We start from the raw sequence: 16,712 nt of genomic DNA on the forward strand, positions 1-16,712 counted from the left end.
GACGCTGTTGCCTCGCAATGAAGTTGCATTTTGATGCTCTTCGGATCTAGAGCGAGGCGTACTCACAGCCTCGCTCTATCTTGCAAATTCCTTGGTTCTACTTCAACCAGCTTTTCGGGTTTTGTGCTTGGCTATTACGCCTGACTTCAAAATATAAAGCGGCTCTATCTTGTCCGCCAGTGTTCCCAGCAAGAGCAATGGTTTCACCTTCAGCAACTACATCGCCGTCTTTTTTCAGTAGCGTTGAATTATAGCCATATAAGGTCATATCGCCTTTACCATGGTCAAGCAAGATCACTAAGCCATAGCCACGCAGCCATTCGGCAAACACAACTTTACCTGAATGAACCGCTTTTACCGCTTGGCCTTGTTTGGCGTTAATAACAATACCTTTCCACGTGACTTGACCGCTTTGAGACGTTCCATAACTATGCGCGATACTGCCCGTTAATGGCCAAGGCAAACGGCCTTTATAGCGGCCTAATCCATCCATTGGTGAAATATTTCGTTTCGCAGCCTTTGCTATTTCGGCTTTTAAGCGGGTTTCGTTGCGGCGTAATTCAGCCAAACTACTTTGGTTACTTTTAATCGTAGTTCGAATTCCGGCAACGGTTGTTTTTCGCTGACCCTGCGCTTTTTGCAGATCATCTCGCTTACCTTTTTGCTCGGCAAGCAATGTCGCCTGCTTATTCTCTTCAACCGAAAGCTGCTGTTCTTTTTCGTCTAAACGAGATTGAGTCAATTCTAAAGCTTTGATTGCTTCTGTTCTCGCCGTAGCAAGATGTTGAAAATATTGGCTGATACGATCTTTCTCTGTCGGATCGCCACCTTGCAAGAGTTGATAGACATCATTATTACGACTGGTAATGTAATACGCTTTAATTAGTTGTTCCAACGTATCTTTTTGCTCAGCCTTAGTTTGTTCAAGTTCTTTTTTTTGCTGATGTAATTCGTCTAAGTTGCTATGAACCTTGGTCAACTCACGTTGTGTATGTTGGATTTCTTGCCCTAGTTTCGAAATAGCAATTTCATGGTTCTTAAGTTCATTTTGTAATTGGTTTAATTGCTTTTGCTGAGAACTGATTGAGGAGGTTTGACGAGAAATCTGAGCCGATACGCCTTTTAAATCATCTTTTGAGGCCGCATTAACCGAAAATGAAAGTAAATAAACCACCATCCACAGGCACAAAAAAACGCCAGTATGCACTCGTTTGATTAAACGGATGCTGGCGTTATTGATAGCAACTGAATTAATAGCAACCGAACATGTTTTAAATGCGTGAGACTTTAATACAGAGTAAGTAAAAAAAGTTGGCGAAAGTGAATTCATTCTAAAACAGTATCCCTAAAACATAATTGTTCAGTTTTGTGCGGACTACTTTACCAGTAATCCACACAAACTGTTACCCAAAGTCATTAAGGACGCTAGAGGTTATTTCAAATTGACAATAACCTGACCAGTCATTTCTGCTGGGATTTCCATTCCTGTTAATTCAAGCATGGTTGGTGCAAGATCAGAGAGTTTACCACCCGCTTTAAATTCAAGATTTTTCGAACCCACATAAACAAGTGGTACTGGTAAGCTAGTATGGGCTGTATGAACACCACCCGTTGTTGGGTCAATCATCATTTCTGCGTTACCGTGATCAGCGGTGATCAGTAACTGACCATCGACTTCTTTGATAGCTTCAACAACGCGACCAATACATTCATCAACGGCTTCACAAGCTTTAACGGCTGCTTCATAAACACCAGTATGACCGACCATATCGCCATTCGGGTAGTTACAAATGATGGTATCGAATTTGCCTGACTTGATTGCTGCAACCAGTTTATCGGTTAATTCTGGTGCACTCATTTCAGGTTGAAGATCGTAAGTCGCGACTTTTGGAGAAGCGACCAACTGACGCTCTTCACCTTCAAATTCATCTTCTTTACCGCCGTTGAAGAAGAAAGTTACGTGTGCATATTTTTCTGTTTCAGAAATACGAAGCTGAGTTTTGCCACATTTCGACAACCACTCACCGTAAGTATTTTCTAATGATGCTGGTGGGAACGCACAAAGCAAAGGAATGTCTGCCGCGTATTGAGTCAGCATAACAAAATCAATTGCTGGGAAGACAGCACGTTCAAAACCGGCAAAATCAGGAACGAAAGTACGAGTGATTTCACGTGCACGGTCAGCGCGATAGTTCATAAAAATAACAGCGTCGCCATCAACGATTGCTGCGCTTTCATCACCTTCAGCGCGAATTTCAGTTGCTTGTACGAACTCATCGTTTTCTTCACGAGCATAAGCCGCTTCAAGACCAGCCGTTGCAGAATCAAAAGTGAACTCTGCTTTTGCTTGAGTTAATAAGTCGTAAGATTTTTGTACGCGATCCCAGTTGTTATCACGATCCATCGCAAAGTAGCGACCAATTAAAGACGCAATACGACCTTCTTTAAGGTTCAATTCTGCGAATAAATCTTGGAAGCGTTGTAGCGTATTTTTTGCGCTGCGGGGCGGTGTATCGCGACCATCAAGGAAGGCGTGAACATACACTTTTTTAGCGCCGCGTTCAGCTGCCATTTGAACTGCAGCGTAGATGTGATCTTCATGACTATGCACACCACCTGGAGACATAAGCCCCATGATATGAACAGCTTTGTCTGCTGCAACGGCTTTATCAATCGCATTCGCAATCGCTGGCGTATGTTTAAATTCACCATCTAAAATTGATTTCGTAATGCGAGTTAAATCTTGATATACCACGCGACCTGCACCAATGTTGGTATGACCCACTTCAGAGTTACCCATTTGACCATCTGGCAGACCAACATCGAAACCCGATGCAGAGATAAGAGTATTTGGCTGATTAGCAAATAATGAATCCAGTACTGGCGTATTTGCATTGGCGATAGCGTTATCGCTAGACTTTTCACGAGAGCCCCAACCATCAAGGATGACTAAAGCGATTGGTTTTTTATTCGACATGTTAAACCTCGTTTAAATACTAAGAATTAGGTAAATCAGTTAAGCGTAATTTTACTACACTTTTCACAATAAACTGCAGGATAAGATCAAGTTAAATCGTTTCAACTTTCACCATACCTTTTGGTATCACATAAATCTGGTACAAAATTTCATTCGTTGCCGACATTATGCCCAAGTTTTAAGTAAGATGAAAATCGAATTATTAGATGATATTAATAGGAATGGGCTATTGAAGATCCTAAATAAAATTTCTTCTTTACTTTCCGAGGGAGCATTTAATTCAATAACTAAGATTAATAACCTTTAAGACATGTTGACGAATAAGCATCTAATTCCAAAAGCCCCTTCAAAAGAAAGCCATGATATTTAGCTTTAACAACTTGATAACCTAAGTCCGGAGAGAAAAAGAATGTAATATGATCCTCCCCTTTTTGCTCGACAGGAATCACTGTTATTTCCCCCCAAGGGTATATTGTTATATTTTTTTTCGCGTAAACGTCATACTGATACCGCTCAATACCATCCGTCGCTTGACGATTTAAAACAAAAGATTTTCTACCTTCAATCAAATTTTGGCGTATCTGTATTGAAAGTGTATCGACATCCCTCAATGGAATATCTGCATCAAAATAACTCGCCTTCTTCCCATCAATATCGACTTCCGACTGATGGCCTTGATTTTTTAGGGTTACTTGCATATCTCGGGAGCGAAAACCTGAGACTTGTTGATGAAACTCTGTGGAAATCCACTCATGCCTAGACTCCAACCAACTTAATTCAGCCCGTTGGTTATAAGTTGTAGTAATTCCTAAGATACTGGCTTGGCTTTTAGAGGTAACAACTACTTTATCCTTTTGCCATTGCTCTATCTTTTTTAACTCACCAGTATGGATACCAGTCAAATAAATCGAATAGGTAAACGTTCTCATACATCGCTCAGCATTTATGAGGCTACCGTTTTTTTTGTGAGACGAATTCTCTGCAGGTAAAGCATCCTTAGGCCATATAGAAATCGTCAATAGAATGGGAATAACTTTTAAAATCAATTTGTTGGAATTCGAATCACAGAGTTTTAACATCATTAAAAAACTTCATTCACATTAAGATAGAAATTGGTGTCATTTTCTCCCACCCCAATGTCTGCTCTTAAGTTGATATTGTCTTTAATCCTAAACCGAAATCCAGTTCCGTAAGACATCAATATATCGTCATTCAACTTTTCAACACTGGAGGCAACACTCCCGGCAGCCACCCAAAACACCATGCCATAGCGCTGGAAAATAGGTAAGCGGTACTCCACTTGTCCCATCGCCATTTGGTCATCTCGATAACGTCCTTTAATATAGCCTCGCATTGCGCTTGAACCGCCTAAGTCTGGCATGAGATTCCATGGCACATCACCAGAAGTAAAGTGTCCCTGCATTTGCCAAGCGATCAATCCCGGCGCTGTGCCTAACTCAATATAATTGGCTAACTCAAAGTTATAAGTAGAAAAAGAGTCTTGTTGATCGTTGTGGTATAAACCTGCATCAACTTGAAATAGCCACCCTTTTGTTGCATTCAGGCGATAATCTCTTGAATCATAGACGCTAGTAATCACAATTCCTGAGCTAAAGTTTGTAGGTAAGATACTATCTGAATCATACTTGGTATTAGTCTTGGTATATTCTAAATTCTCGGCGCTAGCACTAATGAGATCCCCCCCAATACCAATAAAATAATTTTCTGCGACCTCTGTCATCCAGCGAGGTTTAAAACTGTAAACTTGCTCTTCAAATGTATATTGATTGGAATCGACATCACCTTTTGAGATTCCTTTGCCATAATAGACAGAAGCTTCATTATGTAAATCAACATCAAGCAATAAACGTTCTTGGCCTTGATTAAAGAAATTCATATTCTCAACCGTAACGCCATAAGATTTGTTCATTGATACAAAAGAGTTTATCACCAAAGAAGAAGGTTGCTCTTCACTCGTCGCGCTATCGGTTTTATATAAACCAACCACTAATAGCCCAACCCCAAATTTTTTCTCAGGAGTGTAATAAGCCGTTGGTAAATAGCTCATATCGATGGCTTTACTATCATCGAAACCGCCATCAGCACCAAAGACGTTTAATAAATTATCGACCCAAGTGGGATCCATATCTTCTGGTGTATTGAAAAGAGGCTCCACTGCCAGTGTTGAGGCAGTAAAAAGAATGAGGTTAAGAAACAAAAAAAACTGACTTCCGTAATTTTTTATAGTTTGAAATATTGCAGGTTTGCTTATTAGAAACCGATTATTTTCGGATAGCTCTTTATAAAATATATGTTGTCCCAGCTTGGTTTTTTTTAATTTCCACTTCACATTTATAGCCTTTATTTTTATATATCAAGAAGCTCGGATTATAGAATCATGTCACATATAATTGGGAGCTATTATTATAATAATTCTATTTATTAGACAGAGATATAATCAAGCTTTAGTAGTATGTGAGTTTCATCAGAAATAAAAGCTGGAAAGCAAAGAAATGAACTTATCCACTTCTTCTTGTGGTAATTGATTAATACCAGCCGCAGCGCGTCGGCCACCACCAGTTGCAAATTGGCCACAAATTTCATCCGCTCCAACTCGATTATTCAATGGTGCACGAACGCTTACCATATAACTTTGTTGATCCGGATTTAAGGCGGCTTCTTTATTTGATGTTAGATCCTGATTCAAAGTCTCTTCTTTATTTAGAGTTAAGACGGCAAAAGCTTTATTCGGATCACGATTGGCCAGTTCATTGCCAAATACACCACTGATGCGTCTTGCCCAAGGCTTGCAAGGTAGAATGAATACTTCGCACATTTCATCGGCATAACTCGCGGTGATATTGTCTAAGTGCCCTTTATCTTTCAGATAGCCCGCTTGCAGTAGGTAAAAAGGCGATTGCTTATCTATTTGCAAATCAAATGGATTGGGGTAGTCGAGTAACTGGCGAAATAAATCTGCTGGTTCGAAATGCAGGTCCGATAAATCGGCACCATAACCATTGTAGTTAATCAATATTCCCAGCTCTTTTAAAAACTCAATTTGATCAGGTTTTAATTGGAATTGAGTGGCTAACCGTAGCGCCCCTTTCACCATATTGTCACCAAACGCAGCCGCAATTGCCCACGTTTGATATTGGCCTTTAAGCTTTTGATTAATGAGTAAGCTAGTGCATATTTCAGAATCGAGATTGATTAAGGTTTCAAGGAAAGGAGAATCGGGAATATTACCGCTTTGGTGATGATCGCAATAGAAAGTAGGAATAGAGCGCTCAAGAAGCTGAATGAGAGAAGTCATATTTTTTTGCAGGGAAATATCAAGAACGGTGATAGATGTGACATCATCAACACTTGCCACTTGAGTCAGCAGATTAATGTCACGTTTAATCCCAGTGACAAGCTGACTAATTTTGGGCTCCGCTAACCGTAATTGTAACAACGCAATAATGCCATCCGCGTCGCCGTTAAAAACATCGTAGTGCATGACAATCCTTTTCTTAACAAAGTCCTCACTATGACAAAACAAGATACATGTCCCGTCATTCCAAAGTGAGTTACGAGCAGGTTTAAATCTACTACTCATTGATACTCCAATCGCGGTAGGAGATCCTGAACTGCGTTCCTTCGTCACTTTTCAGGATGACGGATAGCGTTTCAAAATAGCGAGTAACTTTCAGGGTAACTGGTGGCTTTTTCAAGATTGTAAATAACGTTCAGCACGGATAATTATACGCCACACACCCAACCAAAATCCGTCATTCCGTACATGAGCCTAAGCGAAGACGATACGGAATCTCCGACCACACTTTGAAATTCCAATCGCGGTAGGAGATCCTGAACTGCGCTCCTTCGTCACTTTTCAGGATGACGGGGGACGTTTTCTAGATTGCGAATAACTTTCAGGATAACGGGTAGCGTTTCAAAATAGCGAGTAACTTTCAGGGTAACTGGTGGCTTTTTCAAGATTGTAAATAACGTTCAGCACAGATAATTATACGCCACACACCCAACCAAAACCCGTCATTCCGTACATGAGCCTAAGCGAAGAAGATACGGAATCTCCGACCACACTTTGAAATTCCAATCGCGGTAGGAGATCCTGAACTGCGTTCCTTCGTCACTTTTCAGGATGACGGGGGACTTGGTTTCTTCGTCACTTTTCAGGATGACGGGTAACTTTATTATTTCGTTGCTTTTCAGCGATGATGGGTAATTTTTCAGGATGACTATTTAATTAATGCCCTGAAGCCAAATCCTATTTTAATCCGAGCCAAACAAATCACGGGTATAAACTTTATCGGCTACATCATCAAGCTCAGACATCATTCGGTTAGACACAATCACATCTGAAATTTGCTTGAATTCATCAAAATCACGAACGACGCGAGAATTAAAAAAGCTCTCTTCTTTCATCACTGGTTCGTATACGACAACTTCAATCCCTTTGGCTTTTAGGCGTTTCATAATGCCTTGAATGCTCGATGCTCTAAAGTTATCCGACCCAGCTTTCATGATTAAGCGATAGATACCCACCACTTTTGGATTACGCTTCAAGATCGATTCTGCGACAAAATCTTTACGAGTGCGGTTAGCATCGACAATCGCACCAATAATGTTATTGGGTACAGAGTCATAATTGGCAAGAAGTTGTTTAGTATCTTTTGGTAAACAGTAGCCACCATAACCAAATGATGGATTATTATAATGATCGCCAATGCGAGGATCTAAACCCACGCCTTCAATGATCTGGCGAGCGTTTAAACCATGCGCTTCTGCGTAAGAATCAAGCTCATTAAAATAGGCCACGCGTAAAGCAAGGTAAGTGTTCGAAAATAACTTCACCGCTTCCGCTTCTGTTGAGTCAGTAAACAGAACATCGATATTCTCTTTAACCGCGCCTTCAACCAAAAGATTGGCAAACACTTTTGCACGCTCAGATTGCTCACCGACAATAATCCGAGATGGATGTAAGTTATCAAACAATGCACGACCTTCGCGTAAAAACTCCGGCGAGAACAAGATATTATCACAACCTAATTCTTGTTTAATGCTGGCGGTATAACCCACAGGAACGGTTGATTTAATCACCATCACCGCATTAGGATTAATCGCCATCACATCTTTGATCACGGCTTCAACCGAAGATGTATTGAAGTAGTTAGTTTTAGGATCATAATCGGTTGGGGTGGCAATCACCACATATTCAGCATTTTGATAGGCTTGTTGTTTATCTAATGTGGCGGTAAGGTTAAGTTCTTTTTCTGCTAGATATTGCTCAATTTCAGCATCTACAATTGGAGACTGGCGGTTATTTATCATCTCCACTTTTTCAGGGATGATATCGACCGCAAGCACTTCATGGTTTTGCGATAAAAGGATTGCATTTGAAAGACCTACGTAGCCTGTACCTGCGATTGCAATTTTCATAATACGTACTCGATAAACTTTAAATAGGAAAGTAGCTAAAAGTTGGTTGCTAATAATTTAGAATTACTTGGCTCGTTATCATCCTCTTTTTTAAATACAAAGCGAGCCAAAACGATACCCGTACCTAACATACCGCCTAACAGTACAGCCAACACACAAATAAGAGCTCGTTTAGGCCCAGCCTTTTCTTCAGGGATCACCGCCGGATCGATAATTTTGAAAGAGAACTCATCATTCACCTCAGCCAACATTAGCGCTTTGGTCTGCTCTTGAATAAGCCCATAAAAAACTGTTTGCATTTCAGATACTCGAGTGCGATATATCTGTTTATTTAAGTATTTAATATTTTTACTCGTTTCTTCAAGTGACTTTTTCTTCATCCAAGCATTTAAATCTGCGGTTAACCAATCTACCCATTGTTTAGCAATAATAGGCGAATAATGGGTAATAGAAACCGTCACTAAACCAGTATCTTTATCATCAGCAACCGCTATTAATTTCTTAAACGCTTTATAGGCGTCCCAATCGGTTGGCTTTAATGACTCACCAGTATCCTCATCAGTAAGCCATGTTCTTTTTGTTTCATTATAAAGATCAGGATTAATGACAAGCCGATTACCGTCTTCTATCCATTTTGTACTCGCTATTAATGGCACTAAGAGATCGTGCTTATTAATAAAATAATTAACAAACTGGCGAGAGTTCAACGTAGCAAGTGCCATGACCTTACCACTAGCATCCCCTCCTCCTAAATTAACTCCAGCAAGAGAAGCGAGTCCCCCAAGTTGACCAGCCATAGCCGACAAACCACCACCGCCACCATCATCTGTTGACGCTAATATTGCTTCTGCTTTGTAGGTGTTCGGTTGCAATAGTGCAAAAGCGACACCGCCAACAGCAAAAACAAACGTACACACAACAATAATCCACTTACCTTTCCATAAAGCTGAGAAAAGTTCCCGTAGATCGATCTCATCATCTGCAGATTCTTGTTGGAAAGTAGAAGATTGATACTGAAGATTTTTAGCCATAAATATTAACTTTTGAAACTCGAAATAAGGTAATGACGTAATTACCTCTATGTTTGTTTCATTTCCTATTCAATGAAAAAATTTAACCAGTAATAAGCCAAGCCACTTTTCAACAGCAAGCAGTTTGGCTTAAAACCAGAATGATAAGACTTAAAAGATTAGTATTATTTCACCGCACTCCAAGCAACACCAATTTGATAAAGAATCTGAGTTGCTGACGTCATGGTACTTAGACCATCAAGGTAATCAGTATCGATTGGTACGATAATGGTATCACCAGGCTCTAGCGGTGCGAAGCTGCGACTAAACCAGAATGACGTATTTGGTAACTCAACGGAGCCATTCGCCTTCACAATGTAAATGCGGTCACTATCGGCCTGACGTTTGGTTCCACCCGCTGAATCAATATAATCTTCAACTGAAACTCCCGATTTAAATATATGATTGGAGGTGTATTGAACTTCTCCAACTACACTCACAACTGGGTTTAATGCAGGAATGAAAAGTTTATCGCCTTTTTCAAGAATAAGATTCGAGTCTTTATCACCTTTCATTACCGATTGCATATCAATCACCAACCGACCAACAGCTTCTGCTTTTTCTAACTGATCCACGACTGAAATTGCTTCAGAAGGTGATGTTTGATAAGTCGCTGATGTAGTTTGACGACGTAAGGCTAAGCTACTAATCTCTTGTTTAAGCTGAATTTGTAACTGCTTCATTCTGACTTTTTCTTGACGTTTAAGACGTTCTCGGCTAAATACAGCGCCTTCAATGTAAGCATATTGAGTAAAGCCACCAGCACGAACAATCATATCTTTGATCGTATCACCGCGTTGGAATGTATACAGACCAGGAAATTTCACCTCTCCTTGCAAGTCGATTACCATATCTTTTTGCCAATCGGGTTGCTTTTTGATAATCAGGTGATCTTGTGCCTTTAATTCAGTATTGCTATTACCAGCTAACGCTTCACTCAATGAAAAATCAAAGTGCTTAACAGAAAAACTCTCATCGGTTTTCAATCGGCGGGTGACTTCTGCAGAAGTTAAATATGCATCCTCCGTTAAACCTCCAGCAGCAGCCACAACAGAGTGAATACTTTTATTTTTTGGTAGTGGGTATACCCCTGGAAATTTCACCGAACCCGTAATTTCAATCAACTGAGCAGGTTTATCTAATGTTGATTGCTCTTTTAAGCGCTCAACAATCGGCTGTAATAATTCCTCACGGCTTGATTGGCGTAATTTAGCAGCATCAGTCGAGGAATCAGTGCCTTCCACATCAAGTTTGGTATTTTCTTTTTGTTCGATTAATGCACCTGTTTGCACATCAGTGTATTCCCATTGATTGGTATTGGGATTAAATTGCCCTTGTTGGCCAGGTGATTGATTATTTCTTTTCAAACTATCATTTGTTGCTTTTTTATTTACGTAAGATCCATACCAATAGCCAAGGTGTAAACCATTATCAAACACAAAAATTTGGTCTTTTTCTTGCAGTAAAAGATTATCTTTTGAGTTAGGTTCCGAGATCGCGGTTAATAAATTAAATTGGTACACTTCGATATCACGTTGATAGTTCACTTCACGCACCAGTAAGGCATATGTCATATCAGCGCTTTGGTTCAAGTCATCATCAATAGAACCTATCACATCACTCACTTTCATACCTGGTGTAAAATTGATCGCCCCCTGACGCACAACCTCTCCTCTCACCGCGACAGCATTATTTAACGAACGAGATGACTTACCAAATTTTATTTCATCCCCATCTCTTAATACAAAATTTTGTCCCGCTGTCGTCGATAAATCCAAGGTTGCTTGTTCAAGACCTTTGGCACTCGTTCGACGCACGCTGACTTTAGATAAATACGCTTCAGGTTTTGCACCACCACCTATTGCCAATAACTGCCCTAGCGTAGTTTTACCTTTTAACTCATAAATAGCAGGGCGAATAACTTCACCATTCAACGTTACAACATTTTTTTTCGTCGGAATGAATAACGTATCACCGGACATCAGGCGAATATCTTTCGATGAATCCCCTTTGATCAATAAGCCATATAAATCTAACGTTTTAACGACTTTACCTTTACGCTTAAGCTGGATATTACGTAAACTGCCAGACTCTTTTACACCACCACTCGCAATCAAAGCTTGGGTAATCGTCGTTAAACCATTTACATTATAAGCGCCTGGTTGAATCGCCTCACCCACAATATAAACTTGCATTGCTCGCATAGAGACCATAGAAATAGCAACTTTGACCCCCATGACTCGCTTATTAATCACACTGGTCAGTGTTGTCTGTAATTGCTCAAAAGTCTGTCCTGTAACCGATATCGGACCGAGCTCTGGAAGATTAACACTGCCATCACGCCCAATGGTTACGGTTGCTTCATCATTATTACGACCAAACATTTGTACTTTAATCGTATCACCAGGTGCTACTTTATAATCTAAAGGTACGGGCATGTTATCCACCATGCTCATTTCCATCGGCTGGCCAAGGAACATGTCGTAACCAAACGGTTGCAAGCCATCATCTTCTTTTATTTGTTTAATCAGTGAATCAAAATCAGGCACAGGAGTCACTTGAGCTGGTGTGGTTCGCTCTAACATTGGTGCTGGTGGCTCTACTGCTTGACCAGAACCACCGCCTCCCGTTAACGTTTTAGGATTAACACCATATCGTTTCGCTAGTTGTTCTTGTTGCGCTTTAGGCAAACTCTGAAACTGCTTGATTTGTGCGGGGGTAGGATTAAAGGCAAAGACGCTAGCCGTAAAGCTACTGGTAATGATGGCTATCAATAGTTGTTTGAATGACATGGTATCTTCTATATAAAAATTAACGAGTTAAAAGTAAGTAATTCGAATGTTGCTCTAAAAAACAATTCATTCACAAAACATATTAAATTCTAAATTCGTACCCAGACCAAATATTGGTTTCGTTATTAGAATTATCATTTTGTGTATAACCAGCGCCAAAATGAAGCATACCGGCCAAAGCGGGCAAACGATAGATAAGCTGACTGCTATTCCAAGATTGGTTATTCATTTCAGATTGTTGATAAATCACACCAATATTATGGTCATTATACATTTGAAAATAGATGGCAATTGACTCACTGCTATCCAGTTGATAGGTCGTATTTGACACACTTTTATTTTGAGATGGATAATCTTGATAAGTATTTTCGATTTTCCATTGAGTATTATCATGGGCGCTGGTCGCTTGCTGTGCTTCTAATACGATTCGCACATTATTTTTCCCAACATCTAAAAAGCTTCCCGTCCAACCAATCATCCACGCACCAAGTTCTGAAGCATTATCCGTTGAGGCTAGCTCCGTATAAACGCTATGATATAAACTGCCAATATGAGGCAAGGTTAACTTTGCATCAAAAGCCGATTGTTGCGCCCCTTGTCCAACATTAAGATCATCAAACCAAGCTTGGTAAGTTAGCCCATATTCAAAGTTGCTAAATGGTTTAGAAACAAGACGTGTCGCACTATGATAGTCCGATGGAGAATCACTAGGAAAAGCCCATAAGGTTTCCATGCTCCAGAAACCCAAGAATGCATTCTGCCCTAAGTAACTTAAGCTAGCATCAGGGGCGGTTTTTGCAAACGAGCCCAAAATAAGATTATGCTGCCAACCTTGCCCCCACCAACGCTTAATATTACTGATAGAGAAAAGCCAAGCTCCTGCATTAAGACTGAGATAACTATTGCTCCAGTCAATATCGCGCTCACCGTTATAATCGCGGTAACCGGTGGTAAAACGAAAAGCATAACTGTTATCTAAATGTTCATAGCTCGTATAACCACCCCATTTATCGTCTGAAAAATTACCAAATCCAGAATTTATAGGTTGTTCTTTACCAGCGATAAACTTTATTGATGTATTACCCCGATTTAATTTTGCTGAACTGAGCGAATATTGAACTTCACGACTGGCGATTGCGACGCCTTTTTCTTTTGAATCAGAAATCCCACGTTTTAAATCATCACCATAAAAAGACCATCGCGCTGGGTAATGGTTAACCGGGGCAGTAAGCTTGCCAGCATCCGACAACAATACGATGGATGAGCGTAAAAATGGATCATTTGCTTCCAACCAAGGGGAAGCATTAACTGATGACGTAATCGTCATTAAAGTAGTAACACCAATGGCACTAACATTAATGAGACTCTTTGCTACATAGAGAATAGAATGTTTAATCTGAGAATGGCCGCTTACCTGCATTACCTTAAAAATCCTTGAATATATTAGCGTACAGATTTCACAAGCCATACAGATGAGCTATTTATTTTTAATAAATTATATAGTTATTAAATAATAAAGTAACCATCTAATTTAAATTGAACACTACAAACTTACTTAGTTACTTAGTTACTTAGTTACTTAGTTACTTAGTTAAAATTCATAATTCCATTTCATCCAAGCATCAATATCACTTTTTGCATCAATATCATTTTCAAACGTTGAGTATGTATAAACTAAGCCTACCTTCATACTGCCAATAAAAATAGGCCACTGATATATTCCTTCGAGTTGGCTAGCATTTTCAGCAATATCGGTGACACGGTTGCCTGCATATCCAGAACGATTGGAATTATCACGATTCAACTCTAGATAGCGTAAATTCATTTGCCACTGGTGTTCACTCTCATTATTACCCACAAAACCTAATGTGTAGGTTCTCGCATCATTATCATAAGTGCTACCAACACTGCGTTGATTGTAACGATAACCGGATTGATAGGTATGATGTTCATAAGCGCAGTTTCCATCAATACCACCACAAGTAGGTTGACTATTGCTGTATTCAACATACGTTCGGATATACTGACCAAAAGCTTGATAACTTATATCGGCACCATATAAGTAGCTTTTCGCTTGAAAAGGAGGAAATCGATCAAGCCGAACCGCATCTTCTCCCATACTTTGCCAGTAAATACCGTATGGGATATCAAAGGCAACATCTCCCCAACGAGCATCAACCGCTGCTAACCCATTTCCCGGTTCCTGCTCTGCGGTTAATCCATCCCGACCAGCGTTATCTTTGCCGATGAACATATTCTTCCATGTTTCAGCGCCACACGGACGACCATTACCACACAGTTGGGAAGCTCTGCTGGCTCCAATTTCTAGATTATGAATAGGCTTAAAGGTTAAACGCATAGACCATAATAACGTGTTATCCACGGCCCGCTCATCGTTCATCCACGACACCCCCGTAGTAAAAGCCCACGGCCCTAACCATCTTAAAATAGGGAAATCTATTTCTTCCGATTTATCACGAGTAATAAAAACTGATGGCATAGGTCGAGCATTATTACTCCGGATCAAATCAGCATCCCAACCGGGGCCATGCCACTGCTGATATGATCCAAGAGTAAGCGCCCAATTACCTAAAAAACCGGATATATAACTATTGTCAAGGCTAGCAACCGAATCGCCATAGTTATCAGCACTTTGAACATTAGCCGATACTTTATAAGAGAAATGTTCCGTTTCGCCTTCATGGCTCAGAGTTATTTGACCTTTATTGCGAGGGGAGTCTTCAAAATGTTGAAACCTATAAGGTTCATTAGCAGCACTAGCCGTAATTTGAGTTCGACTTTTTCCATGGCTGCGTTGATAAGCTTGCATAACTTGCTCAAACGATTTTTTTACCACTCCTTCTAACGGATCATTTTGGTGTTTATTCAAATCGCTCATCACGCCACTCCACATAAGCGGATAAGTGTTAACAGGAACGGTAATCAAGCCTGCATCAGCAAGAAGCTGAATACTAGAGCGTAAATGAACATCCCCAACATCAATCCATTTCGCAGCCCAAGTATTTACTGAAAAAAGCAATGTAACTAAAATCACGCCAGTATTAACTAGACGGTTTAACAAAAGGTTCATGTTTATCCTTAGACCTGCGCGATAGGCGCAATTAAAATAAGCTATAAATGCCCTTTATCATAAAGAGAAAATACATTAAAATCATCATCACATTTTAATTTCTGGCTTTTTATCGTGCTTATTTCTTTTATTGATCTCGCCTTTTTATTCTTTTTTTCTTTAGCTTCTCTCTTTTTATTACGCAAAGTGGCACTCAAAGTTGGTTTAGTTGATAAACCCAATACTAGAAAATTACATAAAGGTTCAATTCCATTAGTTGGCGGCATTTCTATTAGTTTGTCTCTGCTATATTTCTTACTTCAAAGCCCTAATATTATTCCTAATGTCCCTTTATATGCAAGCTGCATTTCAATTCTTGTCTTTGTTGGCGCCTTAGACGACCGATTTGATATGAACTTTAAACGTAAGCGTTCACCGGGAGGGGCTTGACAACGGTGAAAAGTAAGGAATTATGTGTTTTTATAACGTACGGGCATTAAAACTTTTCTAAATGCCAGAGAATAAGCATTAAAACGCTCTGAGGCATACTCCAGAATGCTTGTCAATACACTCCCGGTGAACGGTTACCTTTAAACTACGCTTCGCCATTCAAGGGGCCTTGTCAGTAGCAATGATGGTGGTCGGAAATATAGAGTTACATACCATAGGGAATGTTTTTGGTGCTGGCGTCATAACTCTAGGAATATTAGGGTATGCGATAACCATCTTTGCTGTTGTTGGTGCAATTAATGCGTTTAATATGGTTGATGGTATTGATGGCCTTTTAGGTGGATTATCGATTGTAACGTTCGGTGGATTAGGTATATTACTTGCTCATGATGGACAACTTAATATCGCTTATTTATGTTTAGTAATGGTCGTTATTATTGTTCCCTACATTCTGCTGAATCTAGGTGTATTTGGAAGGAAACGAAAAGTATTCATGGGGGATGCAGGCAGCATGCTAATAGGGTTCACTGTAATTTGGTTTCTGTTGCTTTCAAGTCAAAATGGTAATCACCCACCACTACAACCTGTAACTGCATTATGGTTAATAGCCGTTCCACTAATGGACATGGCTGCAATTATGATTCGACGCATGCGCCGTGGAGACTCCCCATTCAAACCAGACCGAGAACACCTGCACCACATTTTCCAACGATTAGGTTTTAGTTCAACTCAAACCTTAATTACTATATGTTCGATTGCTGCACTTTACGCAGGAATTGGCATCCTAGCTGAAATCAACAAAGTACCTGAATATGTGATGTTTTATTCATTTATGGTTTGTTTTGTGGTTTATTTAACGCTGCTGAGTAATATTTGGAAGATTACTGTATGGATTAGAGAGAAGTAAA

At 39.9% G+C, this 16,712-nt stretch carries 11 protein-coding genes and 1 pseudogene; 2 read left to right on the top strand and 10 right to left on the bottom strand.

Translation table 11 applies throughout. The features are described from left to right. Nucleotides 1-97: 97 nt before the first annotated feature. The 10 genes from FH976_RS11670 to FH976_RS11715 all read right to left on the bottom strand — a co-directional run bounded on the left by FH976_RS11670 (nt 98) and on the right by FH976_RS11715 (nt 15,375). A complete protein-coding gene (locus FH976_RS11670; protein WP_194091029.1) occupies nt 98-1,330 on the bottom strand; it encodes a murein hydrolase activator EnvC family protein in 1,233 nt (410 codons plus the stop codon). Between the two features lie 102 nt (nt 1,331-1,432). Further along, nucleotides 1,433-2,977 carry a 2,3-bisphosphoglycerate-independent phosphoglycerate mutase gene (gpmM, locus tag FH976_RS11675; protein ID WP_194091030.1) on the bottom strand — a complete coding sequence of 515 codons (1,545 nt, stop codon included), beginning with the start codon at nt 2,975-2,977 and terminating at the stop codon, nt 1,433-1,435. Nucleotides 2,978-3,270: 293 nt separating this feature from the next. Next, on the bottom strand, nt 3,271-4,059 hold the full coding sequence (locus FH976_RS11680; RefSeq protein ID WP_228767421.1) for a hypothetical protein: 789 nt from the start codon (nt 4,057-4,059) through the stop codon (nt 3,271-3,273). Then, nucleotides 4,059-5,195, bottom strand: a complete 1,137-nt coding sequence (locus tag FH976_RS11685) for a BamA/TamA family outer membrane protein (protein WP_228767422.1) — start codon at nt 5,193-5,195, stop codon at nt 4,059-4,061. Before FH976_RS11685 ends, FH976_RS11680 begins: the two co-directional genes overlap by 1 nt. A gap of 267 nt (nt 5,196-5,462) precedes the next feature. Beyond that, on the bottom strand, nt 5,463-6,479 hold the full coding sequence (locus tag FH976_RS11690; RefSeq protein ID WP_194091031.1) for a DHH family phosphoesterase: 1,017 nt from the start codon (nt 6,477-6,479) through the stop codon (nt 5,463-5,465). Nucleotides 6,480-7,255: 776 nt separating this feature from the next. Continuing rightward, on the bottom strand, nt 7,256-8,422 hold the full coding sequence (locus FH976_RS11695) for a nucleotide sugar dehydrogenase (RefSeq protein WP_194091032.1): 1,167 nt from the start codon (nt 8,420-8,422) through the stop codon (nt 7,256-7,258). A 35-nt stretch (nt 8,423-8,457) separates the two neighbouring features. Continuing rightward, nucleotides 8,458-9,453, bottom strand: a complete 996-nt coding sequence (locus tag FH976_RS11700) for a Wzz/FepE/Etk N-terminal domain-containing protein (protein WP_194091033.1) — start codon at nt 9,451-9,453, stop codon at nt 8,458-8,460. 164 nt (nt 9,454-9,617) lie between these two features. Beyond that, nucleotides 9,618-12,284, bottom strand: coding sequence for an SLBB domain-containing protein (locus FH976_RS11705; protein WP_194091034.1), 2,667 nt, complete (start codon nt 12,282-12,284; stop codon nt 9,618-9,620). Between the two features lie 82 nt (nt 12,285-12,366). Beyond that, nucleotides 12,367-13,704, bottom strand: a complete 1,338-nt coding sequence (locus FH976_RS11710) for a hypothetical protein (RefSeq protein ID WP_194091035.1) — start codon at nt 13,702-13,704, stop codon at nt 12,367-12,369. A gap of 171 nt (nt 13,705-13,875) precedes the next feature. After that, on the bottom strand, nt 13,876-15,375 hold the full coding sequence (locus tag FH976_RS11715) for a capsule assembly Wzi family protein (protein WP_194091036.1): 1,500 nt from the start codon (nt 15,373-15,375) through the stop codon (nt 13,876-13,878). A gap of 114 nt (nt 15,376-15,489) precedes the next feature. Here FH976_RS11715 and FH976_RS11720 point away from each other — a divergent pair, with 114 nt between their 5' ends. Together FH976_RS11720 and wecA are read left to right on the top strand one after the other, a co-directional pair. Beyond that, nucleotides 15,490-15,804 carry a hypothetical protein gene (locus tag FH976_RS11720; RefSeq protein ID WP_407701646.1) on the top strand — a complete coding sequence of 105 codons (315 nt, stop codon included), beginning with the start codon at nt 15,490-15,492 and terminating at the stop codon, nt 15,802-15,804. Between the two features lie 133 nt (nt 15,805-15,937). Beyond that, nucleotides 15,938-16,711: pseudogene (gene wecA, locus FH976_RS11725) on the top strand (UDP-N-acetylglucosamine--undecaprenyl-phosphate N-acetylglucosaminephosphotransferase); the annotation flags it as partial. Nucleotide 16,712: the final 1 nt, after the last annotated feature.

It is taken from the genome of Vibrio hibernica (genome assembly GCF_015223435.1).
GTDB classification, from domain to species: Bacteria; Pseudomonadota; Gammaproteobacteria; order Enterobacterales; family Vibrionaceae; genus Vibrio; species Vibrio hibernica.

What these genes read in the sequence shown, in the direction of transcription:
- FH976_RS11710 (WP_194091035.1), bottom strand. Translation starts at nt 13,704, where the DNA reads ATGCAGGTAAGCGGCCATTCTCAGATTAAACATTCTATTCTCTATGTA.
- FH976_RS11680 (WP_228767421.1), bottom strand. Translation starts at nt 4,059, where the DNA reads ATGATGTTAAAACTCTGTGATTCGAATTCCAACAAATTGATTTTAAAA.
- FH976_RS11700 (WP_194091033.1), bottom strand. Translation starts at nt 9,453, where the DNA reads ATGGCTAAAAATCTTCAGTATCAATCTTCTACTTTCCAACAAGAATCT.
- FH976_RS11705 (WP_194091034.1), bottom strand. Translation starts at nt 12,284, where the DNA reads ATGTCATTCAAACAACTATTGATAGCCATCATTACCAGTAGCTTTACG.
- FH976_RS11695 (WP_194091032.1), bottom strand. Translation starts at nt 8,422, where the DNA reads ATGAAAATTGCAATCGCAGGTACAGGCTACGTAGGTCTTTCAAATGCA.
- gpmM (WP_194091030.1), bottom strand. Translation starts at nt 2,977, where the DNA reads ATGTCGAATAAAAAACCAATCGCTTTAGTCATCCTTGATGGTTGGGGC.
- FH976_RS11690 (WP_194091031.1), bottom strand. Translation starts at nt 6,479, where the DNA reads ATGCACTACGATGTTTTTAACGGCGACGCGGATGGCATTATTGCGTTG.
- FH976_RS11715 (WP_194091036.1), bottom strand. Translation starts at nt 15,375, where the DNA reads ATGAACCTTTTGTTAAACCGTCTAGTTAATACTGGCGTGATTTTAGTT.
- FH976_RS11670 (WP_194091029.1), bottom strand. Translation starts at nt 1,330, where the DNA reads ATGAATTCACTTTCGCCAACTTTTTTTACTTACTCTGTATTAAAGTCT.